The organism is Allostreptomyces psammosilenae, assembly GCF_013407765.1.
Classification (GTDB): Bacteria; Actinomycetota; Actinomycetes; order Streptomycetales; family Streptomycetaceae; genus Allostreptomyces; species Allostreptomyces psammosilenae.
The window spans coordinates 5,283,484-5,304,248 of the sequence record NZ_JACBZD010000001.1 but is presented as its reverse complement, the minus strand read 5'-3'; the positions used below and the strand labels follow the sequence as shown (position 1 = coordinate 5,304,248).

The following is a 20,765-nucleotide window of genomic DNA, read 5'->3' as shown; positions in this document are numbered from 1 at the left end:
CTCACTCCTTCCGCGCGCCGCGCAACACCGAGTTACCCAGGTACGTCCCGTCCGGGGCCGCGAGGGCGGGCACCGGTGTCGCGGGCGGGGCGGCCTGGGCGGGGTCGTCCCGGCCCGGTTCGGCGTCGAGGGTGTCCGGGGGCAGGTCGAGTCGGCCGCTCTGCCCGTAGAAGGCGACGGGGTTGCGCCACAGGACCTGGTCGATCCGGTCGGTGGAGAAGCCGGCGGCGCGCATGGCCTCACCAGTGCGGCGGGTCTTCAGGGGGTCGCTGCGGCCCCAGTCGGCGGCGGAGTTCACCAGCATCCGGTCAGTGCCGTACTCGGCGAGCAGCAACACCATGCGCTCTTCGTCCATCTTGGTGTCGGGGTAGATGGAGAACCCCATCCAGCAACCGGAGTCGGCGACCATCCGCACCGTCGTCTCATTGAGGTGGTCCACCAACACCATCGCCGGATCGATCCCCGACTCCCGCACCACATCCAGCGTGCGGCGCGTGCCGGCGGCCTTGTCCCGATGCGGGGTGTGCACCAACACCGGCAAGTGGTGCTCGATGGCGAGCTGCAACTGGTGGGCGAACGCCTCGTCCTCACCCGGCGTCATCGAGTCATAGCCGACCTCACCGACCGCCACCACCCGGTTCTTCACCAGATACCGCGGCAGCACATCCAGCACACCCCGACAGCGCGGATCCTCCGCCTCCTTGGGATTCAACGCGATCGCCGCGTGGTGCCGGATACCGAACTGCGCCGCGCGATACGGCTCCCAGCCCAGCAGCGCATCGAAGTAATCCACGAAACTGCCCACGCTGGTGCGCGGCTGCCCCAACCAGAACGACGGCTCCACCACAACACGGACCCCCGCCGCATACATCCGCTCATAGTCATCGGTGGTCCGCGAGGTCATGTGAATGTGCGGATCGAAAATGCGCATGAGCGCGGCTCCATTCAGCTCCGGCCCAGGCGCAGCACGGCCAGGGCGTCGTCGGGTACGGGGCGACCGGCGGCGGTGCGCTCGGCGGCGAAATCACCGACCATCCGCAGCAGTTCGGCATCCACCCGCTCGGGCAGACCACCCACCGCAGCCAACGGAATGCCAGTGAACAGGCACTTCAACACCGCCTGACGCCACGCCGGCGCCGGGAGCACGGCGGCGCCCCACGGGCCCAGCGCGGCAGCGACCAACCGCGTGTCATTGGTACGCAACGCATCCAGCAGCAGAACCTGCACGACAGCCGCGACAGCATCGGGATCACTCAACCGCGGACCGGTGAAATCCAAGGTGTGCAACACCGCCCGACGCTCATCGGCATCACCGCCGCGATAAGCGTCCACCAGCAGATCGACGTAGGGCTTACCGACCAGCACCGGCGCAGCGAGCAGCAGCACCCGGGCGGCGTCAGCCAGGCTCCAGCCGCCGGTGTGCTCGGGGCTGGCGGCCGGGCCGGCGTGCAGCGGCCGTTCACCGGCGAGCCGGGCGGCCCGGGGCAGCAGCAGCGGCAGGCGGTCCGGATCGGCGGTCACCTCGGCCCGCAGCGCGGCCAGTTCGGCGTCGGCCGGCGGCGGCACGGCGGCGCGCAGCGCGGTGGCCAGTGTGGCGAGCGGGTCCGTGGGGGCGGCCGGGGCCGCGTCCGTGACCGAGTCCGCTGGCATGGAGGTCAGGGCGGAGGCCGGGCGGGAGACGGCGGTGGGGCGTGGCCCGGTGACGGGGACGCCGGCGGTGTCGGCGGCGTGGTGGAGGAAGCGCAGGCTCTCCCGGGCCACGCGCGGCGCGGCGTGGCCGTGTCGGGGCAGTTCCACGCTGACCAGGCCGCGGTAGCCGGTGGCCTCCAGCGCGGCCAGGACGGGCGGGAAGTCGATCTCGCCGGTGCCGAACTCCAGGTGCTCGTGCACCCCGCGCCGCATGTCGTCGATCTGCACGTTGACGACCTCGCCGCCCCAGGCCGTCACCAGGTCCGGGATCGCGCCGTCCTCCAGACAGCGACAGTGCCCGATGTCCAGCGTCAACCCGAACCCCTCCGGGGCACCGAGCCGGTCCCGCAACTCGCCGTACCCGGCCAGGGTGTCCACGAACATGCCCGGCTCCGGCTCGAAACCCAGGATGACTCCGTACCGCTGGGCCTCCGTCAGGACCTCCCGGCAGCCCGCCTCCAGGCGGCGCCACGCCTCCTCGGCCGGCAGCACCGCATCGGGGGTGCCGCTCCAAAACGACACCGCCTGCGCGCCCAGATCGGCCGCCACCCGGACCGCACGGCGCAGCAGATCCACCCGCAGCCGGGCACCCTCCGGCTCGGACAGCAGGGTCGGCTGGTGCTTGCGGTGCCGGTCCAGCAGGTACCGCGCCCCGGTCTCCACGACGACATCGAGACCGAGCCGGTCCAACCGCCGGGCCAGATCCTCCGTCCGCCGAGGCAGACCCGGATCCCACGGATCCAGGTGATGGTGGTCCAGCGTCAGCGCAACGCCGGAATATCCCAGCTCGGCGATCACGTCGAGGGCGTCGGCAAGACGGTGGTCACCAAAACCATTGGTTCCATAACCGAACCGCACGGTGCTCTCCCCTTCCGATGGTGTGGGTGTGGCGTCGACGTGGCAGGTGCCGACTCGGTCAGGTGATGACGGCGCGGCGCAGGCGGGCCGCCGTGCGGCGGGCCGCCCAGCGGCCGAGCAGGGGCAGCGCGGCGAGCGGGGAGCCGGCCGCGGCGGCCAGCGTCGCCTGGAGCAGCGGCAGCGCCCGCACGCCCTCCCCCACCGCCCCGCGTACCTGGCCGGGGCCGGGGACTCGGCGGGCGGTCAGCAGCGGCCGCCCGGCCGCGGCGGCGAAGCCGGCGGCGAGGCCGGCGGTGGCCAGGGTGACCGGGAGGTTGGCCGGTGGTGTCCGGGGCCGGAGGCGGGCCAGGGCCTGGGAGCGCGGGGCGGCTGACGGGGCGGCGGCGGAGAGGGCGGCGCCGGCGGTCACGGCGAGCGTGGTCCGCAGGGCCGCGTCCACCCGGGCCACGGTGGAGCCGGTCACCTCGTCCAGGCTCAGCCGGGTCACCCCGTGGACGTGGACGGCGGTGAGGGCGGCCGGGACGGCGGCGGCCGTCGCCCGGCGGGGGCCGGCGCCGAGCAGCACGTTGAGCCCGCGGGCCGCGGCGATGGTGGCCGGTCCGCCGCGCCGGCCGGCGGCGAGCAGGTCGTAGCTCCAGGCCGTGGCGGCGACCGCCAGCGCGCCGGCGGTCGCCGAACGGGAGCGGGTGCCCCACCAGGCGATGCCGAGGCCCGCGGCGGTCAGCCCCGCGGCGACACCGAACGCCGCCCCGGGCCGCACCCGCCCCGACGGGATGGGCCGCTCCGGCCGCTCCTCGGCGTCCACCTCACGGTCCGCCCAGTCATTGAGCGCCATACCGCCCAGATAGAGGCAGGCCGAGCAGGCGGCGAGCGCCGCGGTGCCCCGCGCGCCGTACGGGTACCCGGCCCAGGCGGCCCCGGCCAGGACGTCGCCGGGGGCGGTGAACACGGCGGGCAGCCGGACGAGTTCGGCCAGCACACCGGGGGCGGGCAGCAGCGGCGCCGGCCCGGTCGGGGTGGGGGTCGGTGCGGGGGGTGTGGCGGCGAGCGGGGCGGGGCGGGGCACCGGCCCGGTGCCGGCGCCGTCCGCCGCGGCCGCCCGGTGCCGCGCCCCGGTCAGCTGACGGCGCACCGATCGCAGCACGGCGCGGGCCGACAGGACGGTGGGGGTGCTCATCGCCCGTCCTCCGTGGTCCGGGCGGAGGCGGTGGAGGCATCGGAGGCGGTAGAGGCGTCGGAGGCGGCGGGTTCCGGGCTGCGCGGACCGGCGGCGAGCCGGTCGGCGAGGGCGCGCAGCGCCAGGTACTGCTCGTGCAGGGCGTGTCCGGCGTCCCCGGCCGGGTCCTTGAAGAAGAAGCCGAGCCCGGACAGCGGTCCGGTCATCCCGACCTGGTGGGCGCGCGCCGTGAACCGGGCCAGGTCGAGGACGAGTGGGGCGGCCAGCGCGGAGTCGCAGCCCTGCCAGGTGAACTGGAGGGTCATCCGCACCCCGAGGAAGCCCTCGAAGAGCACGTGGTCCCAGGCGGTCTTCCAGTCGCCGAGGGCGGCGACGTTGTCGATGTGCACCTCGCCGTCGACCGCCTCGCCCAGGGTGCCGGCGAGGACCCGCTGCTTGGAGGCGAGCTTGCCGGCGGCGTTGGCCGGGTCGGCCAGGGTGGCGCCGTCCCCGCCGCCGAGCAGGTTGGTGCCGGACCACGCCCGCACGGCCAGCCGGCGGGTGGCGAACATCGGCCCGAGCACCGACTTCAGCAGGGTCTCCCCGGTCTTGCCGTCGCTGCCGGCCCAGGGTAGGCCGCGGGTGGCGGCCAGTTCTTCCAGGGCGGGCAGCCGGGCGCCGGTGGAGGGGGTGAAGTCGACGAAGGGGCAGCCGGCCTGGAAGGCGGCGCAGGCGTACAGGGAGCTCGGCGGCAGCACGCCGGCTCCGCGGTCGAGGGCGCGGCGCAGCGCGGCCCAGGTGGTGTGTTCCGGGCGGGCGGGCAGCGGGGGTTCGGTGGAGGCGACGTTGACCACGACGACGCGCTCCAGCCGGTGGCGGGCGCGGAAGTCCGCCAGGTCGGCGGCGATCCGGTCGACGGCGTCGGCCGGGCGTTCGCCGCCCGCCGTCCCGGTCGCCGGGCCGGTTGCGGTCCTGGTGGGGGTGGATCCGGGGGTGGCGGCGAGCAGGCCGGGGCGGATCTCGGCGTCGGCCGCGTCGAGGTCGGCGGCGACCAGGCGCGGCAGGGCGCCGGGCAGGACGCCGCCGGCGGCGAGTTCCTCGGCGCGCTTGCGCAGCGGCGTGCTGGTGACGTCGTGTCCGCCGAAGACCAGGGCGTCCAGCGGGGGCAGGCCGGCGTGGCCGAGGTCGGGGTGCTCGGCGACCAGGCCGGTGGTCGGCGCCAGGCCGGAGCGCACGGCGGCGGCGCCGACGACGGCGGTGGTGGCGACCGAGCCGCGGGCGCCGACGAACCACACGCCGGTTCGGCCGGGGGCGGGGGTGGCCCCGGTGCCGGGCCGCGGGTCGGAGGGGGTGGGGGCTGTCATGGTGGGCTGCTCGCTTCCGGGGGGACATGGGGCCCGGCCCGGTCGCGTGGGGCGACCGGGCCGGGGGTGGTCCGGCGGGACGGGGTGGGGGTCAGGGGTCGGGGGTCAGGGGCGGGTCGGACCGGGCCGGCGGGGTCATCCGGTGGCGGCGCCCCGGCCGGTCACCGTGATGGCGTCGAACTCGGCGGAGGATCCGGGCGGGCCCTGGTACACCAGGAACACCGTGGCCTCGCCACCGGTGTCGGTGACCGGGGCCGGCGCGGTGTCGGCCCAGGAGCCGGCCCCGGTGGCCGGGAGCGTGATCGGTCCGGCGACCAGCGGGCCGTCCGGGGCACCGGCGCGGACCTCGACGCTGCCGCCCTCCACCGCGGTGGAGGCCCGCAGCGAGAAGGTGTCGATGCCGGCGAAGTCCATCGGGTCGTAGGAGATCCAGTCCCCCGGCTCCAGGCCGGTGACGGCGTAGCCGCCCTCGGCTCCGGCGCGCTGGGCGGTGGTGCCGCCGGAGATCCGGCTGGCGTACTCGGCCTGCTTGTGCTTGTTGGGGAGCACGACCGTCCCGGTGCCGGTGAGGGAGGGGATGCCCTCGCCGCCGCCGGCGTCGGTGTAGCTGGCGATGAGCAGGCCGAAGACGTTCTGCGAGGTGTCGTGGCCCTCGGCGGATCCGGTGGTGATGGTGCCGGAGCAGCCGGACGCCTCGTTGAGGTTGTGGGTGTGGCTGTCGTGGCCGAGCGCGAAGGTCACCTTCACCCGGGAGCAGTCGATGGCGGCGTCCTCGGCGTCGCTGACGGTGAGCTGGTAGTGCACCGTCTCGCCGAAGTTGAGGAACTGGCCGGCGGTGGGAGTGGTGAACTCGATGGTCGGCGCGGTGTTGCCGATGATGATGGTGGTGGTGGCGGCGGCGCTGCGGCCGCTGGGGTCGGTGACGACCAGCCGCGGGCGGTGCACGCCGTTGTCGGTGAAGGTGTGGGTGGTCTCGGTCCCGGTGGCGTCCACGGTGCCGTCGGCGTCGAGGTCCCAGCCGTAGTCGAGGTCGGTGTCGCCGTCGGGGTCGGTGGTGCCCTCGGCGGACAGGTGCACGGTCAGCGGCGCCTGCCCGTGGCCGACGTCGGCGGTGACCTTCGGGACGGGCGCGTGCGCGCCGCCGGTGAAGTCGATGCGGTACAGGGCGGTGTTGTCGTCGCCGGCGAACCAGGTGGTGCCGTAGTCGAGGACGTACAGCGAGCCGTCGGGGCCGAAGGTCATGTCGATCGGCTGGGTGCCGGACCAGGGCAGGGAGCCGATGGTGCCGGGCGAGCCGTCGCGCTCGACCTCGGTGGGCTTGATCCAGCGGCGGCCGTACTCGTAGAGGAACACCTGGCCGTCGTAGTGCTCGGGGAACTTGGTGTCGGACTTCAGCCGGCGGTCGTAGTCGTAGACCGGGCCGGCCGCCGGGGACTCGCTGCCGCAGCCGAACTCCGGCACCGAGCAGTCGTCGTAGGCGATCCAGGCGGGCTGGGCGGGCGGCAGGTCGCGCAGGCCGGTGTTGTGGGCGGAGTCGTTGACCGGGCCGCCGGCGCAGTCGAACCGGGGGCCGACCTCGCCTGTGGCGAAGTCGTAGTCGGCGTAGGTCTCGGCCTCGGTGTTGGTTCCGGTGCAGAACGGCCAGCCGTAGTTGCCGGGCTCGGTCACCCGGGCGAACTCGACCTGTCCGGCCGGGCCGCGCTCGCCGGGCCGGTCGGCGTCCGGGCCGTAGTCGCCGACCCACACGGTGCCGGTGGCGTCGTCGACGGAGATCCGGAAGGGGTTGCGGAAGCCCATGGCGTAGATCTCCGGGCGGGTGCCGGGGGTGCCGGGCGGGAAGAGGTTGCCGTCGGGCACGGTGTAGCTGCCGTCCGGGCGCACCTTGATGCGCAGGACCTTGCCGCGCAGGTCGTCGGTGTTGCCGGAGGTGCGGCGGGCGTCGTAGCCGGGGTTGCGGCCGGGCCGGTCGTCGAGCGGGCTGTAGCCCTCGGACTCGAAGGGGTTGGTGTCGTCGCCGGTGGACAGGTAGAGGTTGCCGGCGGCGTCGAACTCGATGTCGCCGCCGACGTGGCAGCACAGGCCGCGGTCGGTGTCCACGCGCAGGATCCGCTGCTCGGTGGACATGTCGAGGGTTCCGCTGGCGGGGTCGAACTTGACCCGGGAGAGCTGGTTGTAGCCGGCGAACGCGGCGAAGTCCTCGGCGGTGCCGCTGCCGGGGGCGTCGCCGGCGGGGGTGTCCAGCGGCGGGGCGTAGTAGAGGTAGACCCAGCGGTTGCGGGCGAAGTCCGGGTCGACCTGGATGCCCTGGAGGCCCTCCTCGTCGTGGGTGTACACGTCGATGGTGGCCGCGGTGGTGGTGATGCCGGCCTCGCGGGTGTAGTAGACGTGCCCGTCGCGCGCGGTGGTCAGCACGCCGCCGTCGGGCAGCACGGCCAGCGACATGGCCTCGCCGAGGACGTCTCCGCCGCGGGCGAGGGCGACCTGGTCGAAGTTGTCCGGCACGGTGGAGGAGCAGTCGGCCGGGAGCCGGCCGGCGGTGGTGAGGATGCCGCCGAGCACGGAGGCGGTGAAGTCGCGGTCCGCCCAGGCCTCCTTGGTGTGGCCGAGGCCGGTGTACCAGGCCCGACCGCCGTCATGCTCCTGACACCAGGAGATGGGGTGGTCGCCGCCCATCGCGTTGTTCCCGCCGCCGTGGTCGTAGGAGTCCTCGTCGAGCGTGGCGAGGACGTGCACGGAGTCGCGGGGGTTGGTCCGGTAGGCGTACCACTCGTCGGTCTTGGTCTCGGTGGCGTCCAGGTGCGCGGTGGAGGGGTGGTCGTGGTCCTCCACGTGGAGCGTCGCCGGCTGGACCGGCGGGTGGCCCTTGAAGTAGGCGCCGACCAGTTCGCCGTACCAGGGCCAGTCGTACTCGGTGTCCGCCGCGGCGTGGATGCCGACGTATCCGCCACCGCGGTTGATGTAGCGCTCGAACGCGGCCTGCTGGGCGTCGTCGAGGACGTCGCCGGTGGTGGAGAGCCACACGACGGTGTCGTAGTTCCGCAGCGCGCGGTCGTTGAAGACGTTTGCATCCTCGGTGGCGGTGACCCGGAAGCCGTTCGCCCGACCGAGCGCGCGGATGGCCTCGATGCCGGTGGGGATGGAGTCGTGCCGGTATCCGGCGGTCTTGCTGAACACCAGCACGTCGAGGGAGCCGCCGAGGCGGTCCGCCCCGGCCGGGTCGGGGGCGGCGACGGCCGCCGGGGCCAGCGCGGAGGCGCCGAGCAGCGCGGCGAGACCCGCGCCGAGCAGCGCGCGGGCACGGCGCCCGGAGGCCGGGGCGCCGGATCTCGTGGCGGGTCTCGCGGCGGCGGATGTCACGCCGGCTCCCGCGGCGGGTCCGGCGGCGCCGTTGCCGGTGGTACGGAGGGTGCGGGCACGCCGCTGGCGCCAGCCGGCGGCCCGGTGGAACGGGAAGGGGAGGGTGAACCGAGGCACTTCGAGCACTTCCTCCAGGTCGGTCGGCGGTGCCGGCCGCGAGGGCGGCGGGCACCGCGCGATGCGCTCCCCGGCGCCGCGGTGCGGTGCCACGGGAGCTCGGAAGAGGTCGGTCGCCGTGCTTTGGTGCTGCGTCAGGCCCGCTCGCGCGGCCGTCGGGCCGCCGGCACCCGTCGGGATGTCCGGTCCCGTCGGGCGGTCCATCCGGCGTGGCCGGCCGCGCGTCGGGCGCCCGTCCCGGGGCGCCCGGAGCTTGCTCGTTCAGTCCGCGGTCAACGTAGGTCGGGTCATGACGACGGGTCAACCCCCCGGTCGCACACCGCCGCGCCGAACCGGCCGCCGGACCCCGCCGGGAGGCGCCCGCAGTTCTCCCCCCGTTGCCCCGTTCGTCCCACGCGTTTCGGTTGCCGCGCCGTGCCTCCCCGTTGACAGCCGGCGTCGCCGGAGGGTCAATCGGAATGTCGTCACCACGGGCGCGACGCCGCGCCGGGCGGCCGGAAGCGAGGGATGCCGATGAGGTTCCACGACCGCGGCCTGGCGGCTGAGCTGGCGGCGGAGTTCGCCGGCACGCTGATCCTGATCCTCTTCGGCTGCGGCGTGGTGGCCCAGGTCTCGGCCGCCGGGGTCGGCGACCACGACAGCATCGCCTGGGCCTGGGGCCTGGGCGTGGCCCTGGGCGCCTACACGGCGGGACGGATCAGCGGGGCGCACCTGAACCCGGCCGTGTCGGTCGCGCTGGCGCTCTTCCGGGGCTTCGCCTGGCGCAAGGTGCTGCCCTACTCCCTGGCCCAGACCGCCGGGGCGTTCGTGGCGGCGCTGCTGGTGCGCTGGAACTACAGCGAGGTGCTGGCGGCGGCCGATCCCGGCCACACCCTGAAGACCCAGGGGGTGTTCTCCACGCTCCCCGGCAACGGCACCTTCCCGGTGAGCCAGTACGGCGCGCTGCGGGACCAGATCATCGGCACGGCCATCCTGGTCTTCCTGGTGCTGGTCCTCACCGACCTGCGCAACACGCCGCCGCTGGCCAACCTCGGCCCGGTCCTGATCGGGCTGGTCGTGGTGGCCGTCGGCATGGGCTGGGGCACCAACGCCGGCTACGCGATCAACCCGGCCCGCGACCTCGGCCCCCGCCTGGCCAGCTTCCTCACCGGCTACCAGGGCGCCTGGCGCGACCAGTACGGGGACCTGTATTTCTGGGTGCCGATCGTCGGTCCGCTGCTCGGCGCGGTGGTCGGCGGAGCGCTGTTCCGCTGGTTCGTCGGCTCCGGCCTGGACCGTCTGGAACGGCTGGCGGCGGAGCCGGCCCGCCCGGAGGGGGTACGCCCGCAGGCGGTGCCGCCGAAGGCCAGCCGCCCGGCCGGGAAGCGGCGGGGCCGGCGGTGACGGGCGGCCGGTGGGGGTAGACCACCGGCCGATGGGGGCGGACCCGGTCAGGGACGACGAGGCGGAGGCGACGGCACGGATGGCGGACTACATCGGCGCGGTGGACCAGGGCACCACCAGCACCCGGTTCATGGTGTTCGACCACGGCGGCAACGAGGTGGCCCGGCACCAGCTGGAGCACGAGCAGATCCTGCCGCGCTCGGGCTGGGTGGAGCACAACCCGGTGGAGATCTGGGAGCGCACGGTGGCGGCGATCACCACCACCCTGCACCGCTCCCGCCTGGCGCCGAGCGACCTGGCCGCGGTCGGCATCACCAACCAGCGGGAGACCACGGTGGTGTGGAACCGCCGCACCGGCCGGCCGTACCACAACGCCATCGTCTGGCAGGACACCCGCACCGACCGGATCGCGCAGGCCCTGGAGCGGGACGGCCGCGGCGAGGTGATCCGCGAGCGCGCCGGGCTGCCGCCGGCCGCCTACTTCTCCGCCGGCAAGGTGCAGTGGCTGCTGGAGAACGTGCCGGGCCTGCGGGAGGACGCCGAACGCGGCGACGCCGTCTTCGGCACCACGGACACCTGGGTGCTGTGGAACCTGACCGGCGGGGTGCACGGCGGGGTGCACGTCACCGACGTCACCAACGCCAGCCGCACCATGCTGATGGACCTGCGCACCCTGGACTGGGACGAGGAACTGCTCTCCTTCTTCGGCATCCCGCGGGCGATGCTGCCCACCATCCGCCCCTCCTCCTGGGCAGAGGGCTACGGCGGGCTCGACGAGCGCGGCCCGCTGGGCGGGGCGGTGCCGGTGACGGCGATCCTCGGCGACCAGCAGGCGGCCACGGTGGGGCAGGTGTGCTTCTCCCCCGGCGAGGCGAAGAACACCTACGGCACCGGCAACTTCCTGCTGCTGAACACCGGCACGGAGCCGGTGGCCTCCAGGAGCGGGCTGCTCACCACGGTGGCCTACCGCTTCGGGGAGGAGCCGGCGGTCTACGCGCTGGAGGGCTCCATCGCGGTGACCGGCTCGGCCGTGCAGTGGCTGCGCGACCAGCTCGGCATCATCAGCGGGGCGGCGCAGAGCGAGGCGCTGGCCAGGCAGGTCCCGGACAACGGCGGCATCTACTTCGTTCCCGCCTTCTCCGGGCTCTTCGCGCCGTACTGGCGGGCCGACGCGCGCGGGGCGATCGTGGGCCTGGCCCGCTACAACACCAACGCGCACCTGGCCCGGGCCACCCTGGAGGCCATCTGCTACCAGAGCCGGGACGTGGTGGAGGCGATGGAGGCGGACTCCGGGGTGGCGCTGGACGTGCTGCGGGTCGACGGCGGGGTGACCGCCAACGACCTGTGCATGCAGATCCAGGCCGACGTGCTCGGCGTGCCGGTGAGCCGGCCGGTGGTGGCGGAGACCACGGCGCTGGGCGCGGCCTACGCGGCCGGGCTGGCGGTGGGTTTCTGGCGCAGCACCGACGAGCTGCGGGCCAACTGGAACGAGGACCGCCGCTGGGAGCCGGCCTGGAGCGCGGAGCGCCGCGAGGAGGCCTACGCCGGCTGGAAGAAGGCGGTCCGGCGCACGCTGGACTGGGTGGACACCGAGTAGCCGGCCGCCCGCCGTCGCTCGTGGGCGTTCCGCCTACTCGGCGGGCACCTCGACGTGGGTGCGACCGGCCGCCTCGGCGCGCACGGCGCCCTGGGTGAGCTCGCCGAGCCAGGTGGTGAACGCCTCCGCGCGCTCGGCCGGCACGGCCACCTCGATGCGCACGGCGGCCCCCCAGGTCACCTCGCGCACCCGCCAGCCGGCGCCGCGCAGGTCGCTCTCCAGCCGGCCGGCCTCGGCGTGCCCGGCCTGCACCGCGTACAGCGCCACCGGCCTGCGCTCCAGCAGGCCGGCGGCGTCCAGCGCGGTGGAGACGGCCTCGCCGTAGGCCCGGATCAGGCCGCCGGCGCCGAGTTTGGTGCCGCCGAAGTAGCGGGTGACGACGGCCACGGTGTCGGTGACGCCCCTGCGGCGCAGCACCTCCAGCATCGGCAGGCCGGCGGTGCCGGCCGGTTCCCCGTCGTCGCTGGAGCGCTGGACGTCGCTCCACTCCCCGAGGACGTACGCCGTGCAGTTGTGCGTGGCGTTCCAGTGCTCCTTGCGGCGGGCCCGGATGAAGGCGCGGGCCGCCTCCTCGTCGCCGACCCTCGCCAGCGCGCACAGGAAGCGCGACCCGCGGACCTCGGTCTCCGATTCGAGGTCGCGGGCGATGGTCAGGTAGCGGTCCACGGCGGCTGGCCCGTTCGGTCGGTGGGGCGGGTGGGGCGGGTGCACGGCCGGCGGGGCGCGCCCCGGGCCGTACGCCCGCCTCACCGTACCCGGCGGTCCCGGGCGGCACGCGCCGGCGGGTCCCCGACCGGCCGGCCGGACGGCCGTCCCACCGCCGGGTCAGCGGCGCCGGGTCACCAGCTCGCCTTGGTCACCCCGGGCAGGTGGCCGGCGTGCGCCTCCTGCCGGAAGCGGACCCGGGAGAGCCCGAACTTGCGCAGGTGGCCGCGCGGGCGGCCGTCCACCGCGTCGCGGTTGCGCAGCCGGGTGGGGCTGGCGTCCCGGGGCTGGCGGGCCAGTTCGCGGACGGCCGCCTCCTTGACCTCGGGCGCCACCCCCGGGGCGGCGATCAGGCGTTTCAGCTCCGCGCGGCGTTCGGCGTGGCGGGCCACCACGGCGCGGCGGTGCTCGTCGCGGGCGATCTTGCTCTTCTTGGCCATCAGATCTTCTCCCCCCGGGCGCGCAGCTCGGCGACCACGGCCTCGATGCCCCGGCGGTCCACGGTCTTGATGCCCTTGGCGCTCAGGGTGAGGCGGACGTGGCGGCGCTCGCTGGGCAGCCAGTAGCGCTTGGTCTGGATGTTGGGGTCGAACCGGCGGCGGGTGCGCCGGTGGGAGTGCGAGATCTGGTTGCCGAAGGCCGGTTTGCGGCCGGTGACCTGGCAGTGCGCGGACACGGGACCTCCTGGTCGGGGCGTGGCCCGCCGGCGGCGGACGGGACGAGACCATACAGGGAATGAATGTCGTTTTCACCTTGTTGACCCGATCGCGGCGCGGACCGGACCGGTCGAGCCGTCGAGCGACCCGCCGACCGGGAGGCGACCGGGAGGCGACCGCGGACAGCCCGAGGAGTTCGGGAATGATTTGGAAATGACAATCGTTTCGCTATAGTGACCGCGCCCCGCCCACCCCGAAGGAGAGCCCGTGGCACGCAACGAACTCCGGCCGATCATCAAGCTCCGCTCCACGGCGGGCACCGGCTACACCTACGTGACCCGGAAGAACCGCCGGAACGACCCCGACCGGCTCCAGCTCCGCAAGTACGACCCGGTCGCCCGGCAGCACGTGCTCTTCCGCGAGGAGCGCTGACCCGGCCGCCGCCGCACACCCCCGACCACACCCCAAAGGGAGAACACCCCATGAAGCCCGGCATCCACCCCGAGTACCGCCCCGTCGTCTTCCGCGACCGCACGGCGGGCTTCGCCTTCCTCACCCGCTCCACCGCCGTCACCGAGCGGACCGTGGAGTGGGAGGACGGCAACACCTACCCCGTCGTGGACGTGGAGATCTCCTCCGCGAGCCACCCCTTCTACACCGGCACCGCGCGGGTGCTGGACACCGCCGGCCGCGTCGAGCGCTTCGAGCGCCGCTACGGCCGTCGCCGCTGATCCCCGCCCCGTCCACCGAAGCCCCCGGAGGAGACCGTGCCCCCGCGCCGGCAGCACGCCAAGGACGCCCGCCGCAACCGCCCCAACCCCCTCGACGCGGCCGGCATCACCTACATCGACTACAAGGACACCGACCTGCTGCGCCGCTTCATCTCCGACCGCGGGAAGATCCGCAGCCGGCGGGTGACCCGGGTGACCGCCCAGCAGCAGCGGCAGATCGCCCGCGCGATCAAGAACGCCCGTGAGATGGCCCTCCTGCCCTACGGCTCCGAGCCGGCGCCCCGGCGCAGCGCCTCCCGCGCCCAGGGATGAGGATCCGCCCGGCCGGACGCCAGGTCGGCAGGACCCCGGCCGACTTCGCCTGGTTCGACCTGGAGCGCTGAGCCCGCGCCGTCCGGCGCGGAGCCGGGAGGGCGCGGTGGAGGAGGGATCCGCCGTCCTCTCCGGCGGCGGGTCCGCCGCGGCGACACCGCTTCGCCCCCGTGACGGTGCGGTGTCGCCGCGGCGCCGGGCGGACCCGGCGGGTGGGGCGGGGCCGTTCGGTCGTCCCCGCCCGAGGACCCGGCTGTGGCGGACCGGCGCCCGTGGCGCGGCCCGGCCGCGGGTCAGGAGTAGCGGTGCCGGCGGAACATGGCCCACACGGCCTTGCCGCCCTCGCTCTTCGGCGCCCATCCCCAGGCGTCGCTACACGCGTCAACCAGCATCAGACCGCGGCCGCTCTCCGCGTCCGGGTCCGCGCCGTCACCGGCCCGCGGTTCGCCGGCGCCGGGGTCGTGCACGCTGGCCAGTATCCGGGCGCCGTCCACCCGCAGCTCCACGCATATGCCGTGGAACATCTCGGTGCGGCTGGGGGCGACGCGCAGACATCGGCCCCGGCCGCGCAGCGCGCCGCCGTGGGCGTCGGCGAGCTGGCTGTGGGCGGCGCCGGCCGCCAGGGCGCCGGCCGTCCCGCGCGCCACGCCGGCGGTCATCCCGGCGCCGCCCACGGCCGCGGCCGGGGCCGCCACCGGCATGCCGTGCCGCAGGGCGTTGGTGACCAGTTCGGACAGCACGAGCAGGCAGTCGTCGGCGAGATCGGGGGCGACCCGGTCCCCGAGGACGTCCAGGGCGAACCGCCGGCACTCGGCCACGGCCCTCGGGGTGTCGGCCAGCAGCACACACGCCGACTCGGCCGGCAGGAAACCCTGCTGATCGAGCCAGTCCCCCCACACAGCGCGAATCGTCCCAGGGCCTCGGGTGATCATCGGTTCCCCTTGAGCACAGTGCATGGCCTCACACCTCGTGTCACACGAAGCGGGCGCCGGTGACGGCACTGTCCTCGGCTCCGCCCGCGTCACATTCGGATGCCTCTTCGACTCTTCCCCGAACCCCACGGCATGCAACTGAGGCCCAGTCAGGATGCCATCCTCGCGGACGCACCCCCGAAGCGCAAGCGCAGATGCACGTGCATTTGTCGAATGCATAAGGTGCGTGCAGATGCTGGCGACATTCGGGGCGTGCGCCGTAGGGTGAACCTGGGGCCGCCGCGACCACAGTCGGCCAGTTCCCCTACAGGGGCGGCGAGTTCGATCACGACCTCGCTACCCCGGTGCTAGACTCCGCGGCTCGCGGGCGCCGTCTCCCCCGGCGGAGACGGAGACGGGGGTCGAATCGCAGCCGCAGGCGGTACCGTTTCACGGGCCGCCAGATGGCAGGGCCGGTCACCGAGACAGCAGGAGAGGGAGGGTCACAGGCATGGAGACGACCGGCAGCGGTCCCGCCTTCCGCAAGGTCCTGCTCGGGGCTCAGCTGCGCAGGCTGCGCGAGCGCGCCGGCATCACCCGCGAGGAGGCCGGCCACCTCCTGCGCAACTCCGAGTCCAAGATCAGCCGCATGGAGCTCGGGCGCGTCGGCTTCAAGGAGCGCGACGTCGCCGACCTGCTGACGCTCTACGGAGTGGACAACCCCGACGAGCGCGCCAAGCTGCTCGGGATGATGCGCGAGGCCAACGAGCCCGGCTGGTGGCAGCAGTACAGCGACACCCTGCCGCCGTGGTTCTCCACCTACATCGGCCTGGAGTACGCGGCCCGCCGCATCCGCACCTACGAGGTGCAGTTCATCCCCGGCCTGCTGCAGACCGAGGCCTACGCCCGGGCGCCGCGATCTCCGCCGGGAACACCCCGGGGCCGGAGGTCGAGCAGCGGGTCCAGGTGCGCATGGAGCGCCAGCGCATCCTGCACCGCGAGGAGGAGCCCACCGTGCTGTGGGCGGTGATCGACGAGGCCGCGCTGCGCCGCCCGATCGGCAGCCGGGAGGTGATGGCGGGCCAGTTCCAGCACCTGATCGAGATCGCCGCGAAGCCCAACATCACCCTGCAGATCGTGACCTTCCGGGCCGGCGCCCACGCCGCCGAGGCCGGAGCCTTCAGCCTGCTGCGCTTCCCCAACGAGGACGTGCCGGACGTCGTCTACCTGGAGATGCTGCCCACCGGCATGACCTCGGACAAGCCGGAGTGGGTGGACATGTACCGGTTGACGATGGAGAAGCTCAGCGTGCAGGCCGAGACGCCCGGGGCCACCGTGGCCTTCCTCGAGGAACTGCTGAAGACCATCTGAACCGGTGAAGACCGTCTGAGCGGGGCGGCGGGCGGCCGCCGCACACGGCGAACCGGCCCGTGACGGGGCTGACCACTGGACCCGTCACGGGCCGGTTCGCGTCCGGGGCGCGCACCTCAGACCAGGTGGTCGAAGTCCCCCGCACGCGCCCCGCCGATCAGCGCCACGATCTCGGCGCGGGTGTACACCAGGGCCGGGCCGAGCGGGTCGCGCGAGTTGCGGATCGCGATCTCGTCGGCGGACACCTTCGCGAACTCCACGCAGTTGCCCTGCGAGTTGCTCAGGCTGCTCTTGCACCACTCGACGTCGGTGAGCAGGCCAGCAGGCATCCCGTTGTAGATGGAGGCCATGGGTCACCTTCCCTGGGCGCCGGGCCGGCACCCATAACTCGGAGCACAACAGGTATGCGCGGGCGAGGCCCTGACGCTCTTTCGACATGCTGCGGGCGGCCCGTCACACGTCGAGCGTAGGGTAACGCTCGCGCGAATGCACGTGCATCGGCGCGCGCACCTGCCAGTGCAGGTGCACAGACGCCCGAAAGGGCAAACCGGTTCCCCCATCCGACCGTTGGGGAAACCACCCACCCGGCACCTGACAACGTTGCCGCACCAAGCCACGGGAAGCGGGAAAAATCATCAGATTTCCTCAGAAACCGTCAGGAATCACCAAATAAACCGTCAGTGCGGGACACACCACCCCACCGGCGGGACATCGGTCATCGGCGACTCGCGGGCGCGGCTCAGCCGCCCGGTGCCTGCGTCAACCGCCACAGACGCAGCGCGAGCTGCACTTCCAGGGCCGTGGACGGCTCCCGCCAGCCCCGGCCGAGCAGTTGGGCGACCCGCTCCAGCCGCTGTGCCACCGTGTTCGGATGCACGTGCAGATCGTCGGCCGCCCGGGCCACCGCACCACCCCGGGCGAAGTACGCCTCGACCGTCCTGAGCAGGTCTGTACCACGGCGCTCGTCGTACTCCAGCAACGGCCCGAGCGTCGACCGCACGAACGCCTCCGGCCCCTCCCGGTCGCCGAGCAGCACCCCCAGGAAACCGAGGTCCTCACCGGCCGCGCCCTCGCCCTCCCGGCCCAGCGCGGCCAGCGCCGACAGGCACCGCACCGCCTCGGCGTGCGCCCGCGCGATGGCGGCCGGCCCGACCGCCGGCCCGGCCGCGCCGACGGTCACCGGGCAGCGCGCCGACTCCCCCAGCCAGGCGGCGGCGCGCCGGGCCGACGACGACGGGTCGGCGTCCGGCAGCAGCAGCACCAGGCAGCCCGCGTGCTCGCCGCTGACGCCGCCGCGGGACGCCGCGAAGCGCGCCGCCGCCGGCGCCAGCCGGCTGCGCGAGCCGGCCGCCTGACGGGCCACCAGCACCGCGTGCGGGCGCAGCAGCTCCAGGCCGAGCCGGCGGCCGCGGGCCACCAGCGCCGCGGCGTCGCCGTCCGGGCGGGAGAGCAGGTCCACCACCAGCTCGCCGCGCACCCGGTCCTCGGCCTCCGCCGCGGAGCGGCGCAGGAGCAGCAGCAGCGCCGCCACCACGCCGGCCCGCTCGAACAGCCGGCGGTCCGCGTCCGGCAGCTCCCCGCGTCCGGTGAGCACCAGCGTGCCCAGCGGCTCGGCGCCCGCCGCCACGGCGCACACCCAGTTGCCGTCCTCCGGGATGGCCCGCCCCCCGGCCCGGGCGCGGCGCACCGCCTCCGTCGGGTGCGGCAGCGGGGCGGTGCCGTGCCGGGCGAGCTCGGTGCCGTCGGCGTCGAACAGGCAGATCCCGCCGCCCAGCACCTCCCCGACGGCGGCGGCCACGTCGGAGACGCCGGCGCCGCGCAGCACCAGGTCGGTGAGGCGGTCGTGCGCCTCCTCGGCGCGGCGCATGGCGTCGTTGTGCGCGCGGATGGTCTCGTTGGCGGCGTTCAGCTCGGCCAGCGCCCGGCGGGTGTCCTCCAGCCGCCTGGCGGCGTCGATGGCGACCGCGGCGTGGGCGGCCAGCGAGCACAGCAGCGCCACCTCGTCGGCGGCGAAGCGGCGCGGCGCGCGGTCGGCGGCGAAGAGCACGCCGATGACCCGGGGCCCCAGCCGCAGCGGCACGCCGAGGATGCCGACCAGGCCCTCGTCGCCGACGCCGGCGTCGATCTCGGGGGTGTGCCGGAACCGGGTGTCGGTGCGGTAGTCGGTGCTGGCGTACGGCTGGACGGTCTGCGCGACCAGGCCGCCCAGACCTTCGCCGAGGCCGAGGCGGAGCCGCTGGAAGCGCGGTGAGATGGAGCCGTCGGTGACCCGCATGTAGGTGTCGCCCGCCTCGTCGTCGCCGAGCGTCAGGTAGGCGGTGTCGGTGGACAGCAGCATCCGGGCCCGGTGCACGATCGCGCGCAGCACCGAGTCGAGGTCGCGCGGGGCGGCCAGGTCGCCGGCGGTGTCGTAGAGCGCGGCGAGCTGCGCCTCGCGGCGGCGGTGCTGGGCCAGGGTGTCGCGCACCCGCAGCGCCGTGCGCGCGGCGCGCTCCAGGCGGGCCACTGCCGCCGGTGCGGCCCCGGCGAGCCGCGCCTCGGCGGCCGGCTCGCCGAACTCCTCGGCGGGGGCGCCGTGGGCCAGCAGCTCGATCAGCCGGGCCAGCCCCTCGGTGACGACCCCCGCGGCGGCGTCCGGCTCCGGCTCCCGCCCCGCCGCGGGCCCCGGGCCTTCCGACGGGTGCCGCTGGGGCGGCTGGAGCGTTCGGGGCGGCTGCTGCGCGGAGGGCGACGGCGGGGGCACGTGGGTCGCGGCGGGGTGCTCACCGTGGCTCGGTCGACGCATGGCGCCATGCTCCCAGCTCGAACACCGTTCTCCTATCGGGTGGGCCGCTCCGCCTCCGCCGGCGGGGCGGGGCGGCCCGGGTCCTGACGCGGATCGGGCACCGCCTCCCCCGCGCCGTCGTCCGCCCCACCCGAGGCCGGTGCCGCCGGGCGCGCCGCCCCCCTCTTCCGGCCCGGGCAGGCTCCGTCCGAGGGGGTGGTCGGCGGCGTCACCGGGCGCGCCGGCGGGAGCGGTCGGGCGTCAGTCGCCCACCGGCAGCGCCCCGTCGCCGTGGGCGCGCGGCTTGACCAGGCCGGCCGGGGCCGGGTGGGCGCCGGCCCCGTCGGCCTCGAAGTCCAGGTCGGTGCCGCGGGTCTCCCGGGCCAGGCGGACGGCGACGGCGCTGATCAGCCCGGCCGCGCCCACGTACACCGCCACCGGGACGGCCGAACCCGTGGCGCCCAGCAGGGCGGTGGCCACCAGCGGGGCGATGCCGCCGGCCAGGATCGAGGCCAGCTGGTACCCGATCGAGGCGCCGGAGTAGCGCACCCGCGTCCCGAACAGCTCCGAGAAGAACGCCGCCTGCGGCCCGTACATCGCGCCGTGCAGCACCAGCCCGACCGTCACGGCCAGGGTGGTCGCGCCGAAGCCCCCGGTGGCCACCAGGCCGAAGAACGGCCACGCCCACACGGCGATGCCCAGCGCGCCGGTGAGGTAGACCGGGCGCCGGCCGAACCGGTCGGAGGCGGCGCCCCACAGCGGGATGGTCACGAAGTGCACGGCCGAGCCGATCAGCACCGCGTTCAGCACGCTGCCACGCGGCAGGTCGGTCTGGTTCTCCGCGAACACCAGCACGAACGCCGTGATCACGTAGTAGCCGACGTTCTCCCCCATCCGCGCCCCCATCGCCACCAGCACCTCGCGCCACTGGTGGCGCAGCACCTCCAGGGCCGGCGGGCGCTCGGTGCGGGCGGAGGCCCGGGCGCGGGCCTCCGCCTCCCGGTAGACCGGCGACTCGCTCACCGCGAGCCGGATCCACAGGCCGATGCCGACGAGGATGCCGGAGAGCAGGAACGGCACCCGCCAGCCCCAGGACTCGAACGCGCTGTCCGAGAGCGTGCCGGCCATCACCGCGAGCACGGCGGTGGCCAGCAGGTTGCCGCCGGGCGCGCCGGCCTGCGGCCAGGACGCCCAGAAGCCGCGGCGTCCGCGGTCCCCGTGCTCCGCGACGATCAGCACGGCCCCGCCCCACTCCCCGCCCAGCGCGAAGCCCTGCACCAGGCGCAGCAGGGTGAGCAGCACCGGCGCGGCGGCGCCGATCTGGGCGTGGGTGGGCAGCAGGCCGATCAGGAAGGTGGAGCCGCCCATCAGCAGCAGGCTGATCACCAGCAGCCGCTTGCGGCCGGTGCGGTCGCCGAAGTGGCCGAAGACCAGGCCGCCGAGCGGCCGGGCGAGGAAGCCGATGGCGTAGGTGGTGAAGGCCAGCAGGGTGCCGGTCAGCGGGTCGGACTCGGGGAAGAAGAGGGTGTTGAAGACGAGGGCCGCCGCCGAGCCGTAGAGGAAGAAGTCGTACCACTCGATGGTGGTGCCGACCAGGCTGGCGCCGACCACGCGGCGGATCGAGCGCCGCTCTCCCGGCGCGGCGGGCGTGGCGGCTCTGTGGCCGCTCTCGGGAACTGATTCGGGCATGGGGGTACCACCGTCTCTGCCCGCGCGCCGCTGGGCGGGCGCGGACGGGTAGGCGCGGACGGGTTGGGCGGGGGAACGGCCCGGGGAAGGGGCTTGGGGGGGAGG

Annotated in this window: 19 protein-coding genes; 7 read left to right on the top strand and 12 right to left on the bottom strand. The window is 74.8% G+C overall.

Annotated features, from left to right (window positions below; genetic code table 11):
* Window position 1 precedes the first annotated feature (1 nt).
* The 5 genes from FHU37_RS21920 to FHU37_RS29640 form a co-directional block, all read right to left on the bottom strand.
* A complete protein-coding gene (locus FHU37_RS21920) occupies window positions 2–931 on the bottom strand; it encodes a TatD family hydrolase (RefSeq protein ID WP_179815820.1) in 930 nt (309 codons plus the stop codon).
* Between the two features lie 14 nt (window positions 932–945).
* Window positions 946–2,547 carry an EboA domain-containing protein gene (locus FHU37_RS29405; RefSeq protein ID WP_179815819.1) on the bottom strand — a complete coding sequence of 534 codons (1,602 nt, stop codon included), beginning with the start codon at window positions 2,545–2,547 and terminating at the stop codon, window positions 946–948.
* Between the two features lie 58 nt (window positions 2,548–2,605).
* Window positions 2,606–3,724 (bottom strand): SCO3242 family prenyltransferase, encoded by a 1,119-nt coding sequence (locus FHU37_RS21910; RefSeq protein ID WP_179815818.1) that lies wholly within the window; start codon window positions 3,722–3,724, stop codon window positions 2,606–2,608.
* A complete protein-coding gene (locus FHU37_RS21905; RefSeq protein ID WP_179815817.1) occupies window positions 3,721–5,067 on the bottom strand; it encodes an inositol-3-phosphate synthase in 1,347 nt (448 codons plus the stop codon). Before FHU37_RS21905 ends, FHU37_RS21910 begins: the two co-directional genes overlap by 4 nt.
* A 135-nt stretch (window positions 5,068–5,202) precedes the next feature.
* On the bottom strand, window positions 5,203–8,541 hold the full coding sequence (locus FHU37_RS29640; protein ID WP_179815816.1) for a ThuA domain-containing protein: 3,339 nt from the start codon (window positions 8,539–8,541) through the stop codon (window positions 5,203–5,205).
* Between the two features lie 507 nt (window positions 8,542–9,048).
* Between FHU37_RS29640 and FHU37_RS21895 the strand changes: the two genes are divergently transcribed.
* Window positions 9,049–9,924 carry an MIP/aquaporin family protein gene (locus FHU37_RS21895; RefSeq protein WP_179815815.1) on the top strand — a complete coding sequence of 292 codons (876 nt, stop codon included), beginning with the start codon at window positions 9,049–9,051 and terminating at the stop codon, window positions 9,922–9,924.
* Window positions 9,925–10,003: 79 nt separating this feature from the next.
* Complete coding sequence (gene glpK, locus FHU37_RS21890; RefSeq protein WP_179816475.1) at window positions 10,004–11,521, top strand: glycerol kinase GlpK; 1,518 nt, start codon at window positions 10,004–10,006, stop codon at window positions 11,519–11,521.
* A gap of 33 nt (window positions 11,522–11,554) precedes the next feature.
* Here the strand turns inward: glpK and FHU37_RS21885 are convergent, their stop codons facing one another.
* The 3 genes from FHU37_RS21885 to rpmB form a co-directional block, all read right to left on the bottom strand.
* Complete coding sequence (locus tag FHU37_RS21885) at window positions 11,555–12,187, bottom strand: YigZ family protein (protein WP_312892715.1); 633 nt, start codon at window positions 12,185–12,187, stop codon at window positions 11,555–11,557.
* A 173-nt stretch (window positions 12,188–12,360) separates the two neighbouring features.
* On the bottom strand, window positions 12,361–12,666 hold the full coding sequence (gene rpsN, locus FHU37_RS21880; protein ID WP_179815814.1) for a 30S ribosomal protein S14: 306 nt from the start codon (window positions 12,664–12,666) through the stop codon (window positions 12,361–12,363).
* The gene (rpmB, locus tag FHU37_RS21875) at window positions 12,666–12,902 is read right to left on the bottom strand and encodes a 50S ribosomal protein L28 (RefSeq protein ID WP_179815813.1); all 237 of its coding nucleotides are present in this window, start codon (window positions 12,900–12,902) and stop codon (window positions 12,666–12,668) included. The genes rpsN and rpmB overlap by 1 nt, the downstream gene beginning before the upstream one ends.
* 247 nt (window positions 12,903–13,149) lie before the next feature.
* On the opposite strand from rpmB, the gene rpmG reads away from it, so the two are divergent.
* The 3 genes from rpmG to rpsR are packed head-to-tail and all read left to right on the top strand — an operon-like array spanning window position 13,150 to window position 13,925.
* Complete coding sequence (gene rpmG / locus FHU37_RS21870; protein WP_179815812.1) at window positions 13,150–13,314, top strand: 50S ribosomal protein L33; 165 nt, start codon at window positions 13,150–13,152, stop codon at window positions 13,312–13,314.
* Between the two features lie 50 nt (window positions 13,315–13,364).
* Complete coding sequence (locus tag FHU37_RS21865) at window positions 13,365–13,613, top strand: type B 50S ribosomal protein L31 (RefSeq protein WP_179815811.1); 249 nt, start codon at window positions 13,365–13,367, stop codon at window positions 13,611–13,613.
* Window positions 13,614–13,649: 36 nt separating this feature from the next.
* Window positions 13,650–13,925, top strand: a complete 276-nt coding sequence (gene rpsR, locus FHU37_RS21860) for a 30S ribosomal protein S18 (RefSeq protein WP_179815810.1) — start codon at window positions 13,650–13,652, stop codon at window positions 13,923–13,925.
* Between the two features lie 293 nt (window positions 13,926–14,218).
* Here the strand turns inward: rpsR and FHU37_RS21855 are convergent, their stop codons facing one another.
* Window positions 14,219–14,824: an ATP-binding protein gene (locus FHU37_RS21855; RefSeq protein ID WP_179815809.1), complete on the bottom strand. Its 606-nt coding sequence runs from the start codon at window positions 14,822–14,824 to the stop codon at window positions 14,219–14,221.
* Between the two features lie 523 nt (window positions 14,825–15,347).
* On the opposite strand from FHU37_RS21855, the gene FHU37_RS29590 reads away from it, so the two are divergent.
* Window positions 15,348–15,866 carry a helix-turn-helix domain-containing protein gene (locus tag FHU37_RS29590; RefSeq protein WP_376774002.1) on the top strand — a complete coding sequence of 173 codons (519 nt, stop codon included), beginning with the start codon at window positions 15,348–15,350 and terminating at the stop codon, window positions 15,864–15,866.
* On the top strand, window positions 15,809–16,207 hold the full coding sequence (locus FHU37_RS29585) for a DUF5753 domain-containing protein (protein ID WP_376774001.1): 399 nt from the start codon (window positions 15,809–15,811) through the stop codon (window positions 16,205–16,207). Before FHU37_RS29590 ends, FHU37_RS29585 begins: the two co-directional genes overlap by 58 nt.
* A gap of 116 nt (window positions 16,208–16,323) precedes the next feature.
* Here the strand turns inward: FHU37_RS29585 and FHU37_RS21845 are convergent, their stop codons facing one another.
* The 3 genes from FHU37_RS21845 to FHU37_RS21835 form a co-directional block, all read right to left on the bottom strand.
* On the bottom strand, window positions 16,324–16,557 hold the full coding sequence (locus FHU37_RS21845) for a DUF397 domain-containing protein (protein WP_179815808.1): 234 nt from the start codon (window positions 16,555–16,557) through the stop codon (window positions 16,324–16,326).
* Window positions 16,558–16,946: 389 nt separating this feature from the next.
* Window positions 16,947–18,992, bottom strand: a complete 2,046-nt coding sequence (locus tag FHU37_RS21840; protein WP_179815807.1) for a helix-turn-helix domain-containing protein — start codon at window positions 18,990–18,992, stop codon at window positions 16,947–16,949.
* A gap of 240 nt (window positions 18,993–19,232) precedes the next feature.
* Window positions 19,233–20,660 carry an MFS transporter gene (locus FHU37_RS21835; protein ID WP_179815806.1) on the bottom strand — a complete coding sequence of 476 codons (1,428 nt, stop codon included), beginning with the start codon at window positions 20,658–20,660 and terminating at the stop codon, window positions 19,233–19,235.
* Between the last annotated feature and the right edge of the window lie 105 nt (window positions 20,661–20,765).

What these genes read in the sequence shown, in the direction of transcription:
- FHU37_RS21835 (WP_179815806.1), bottom strand. Translation starts at nt 20,660, where the DNA reads ATGCCCGAATCAGTTCCCGAGAGCGGCCACAGAGCCGCCACGCCCGCC.
- rpsN (WP_179815814.1), bottom strand. Translation starts at nt 12,666, where the DNA reads ATGGCCAAGAAGAGCAAGATCGCCCGCGACGAGCACCGCCGCGCCGTG.
- FHU37_RS29585 (WP_376774001.1), top strand. Translation starts at nt 15,809, where the DNA reads ATGGAGCGCCAGCGCATCCTGCACCGCGAGGAGGAGCCCACCGTGCTG.
- FHU37_RS21865 (WP_179815811.1), top strand. Translation starts at nt 13,365, where the DNA reads ATGAAGCCCGGCATCCACCCCGAGTACCGCCCCGTCGTCTTCCGCGAC.
- FHU37_RS21895 (WP_179815815.1), top strand. Translation starts at nt 9,049, where the DNA reads ATGCCGATGAGGTTCCACGACCGCGGCCTGGCGGCTGAGCTGGCGGCG.
- FHU37_RS21840 (WP_179815807.1), bottom strand. Translation starts at nt 18,992, where the DNA reads ATGCGTCGACCGAGCCACGGTGAGCACCCCGCCGCGACCCACGTGCCC.
- FHU37_RS21845 (WP_179815808.1), bottom strand. Translation starts at nt 16,557, where the DNA reads ATGGCCTCCATCTACAACGGGATGCCTGCTGGCCTGCTCACCGACGTC.
- FHU37_RS21910 (WP_179815818.1), bottom strand. Translation starts at nt 3,724, where the DNA reads ATGAGCACCCCCACCGTCCTGTCGGCCCGCGCCGTGCTGCGATCGGTG.
- FHU37_RS29590 (WP_376774002.1), top strand. Translation starts at nt 15,348, where the DNA reads ATGGAGACGACCGGCAGCGGTCCCGCCTTCCGCAAGGTCCTGCTCGGG.
- glpK (WP_179816475.1), top strand. Translation starts at nt 10,004, where the DNA reads ATGGCGGACTACATCGGCGCGGTGGACCAGGGCACCACCAGCACCCGG.
- FHU37_RS21920 (WP_179815820.1), bottom strand. Translation starts at nt 931, where the DNA reads ATGCGCATTTTCGATCCGCACATTCACATGACCTCGCGGACCACCGAT.
- FHU37_RS21905 (WP_179815817.1), bottom strand. Translation starts at nt 5,067, where the DNA reads ATGACAGCCCCCACCCCCTCCGACCCGCGGCCCGGCACCGGGGCCACC.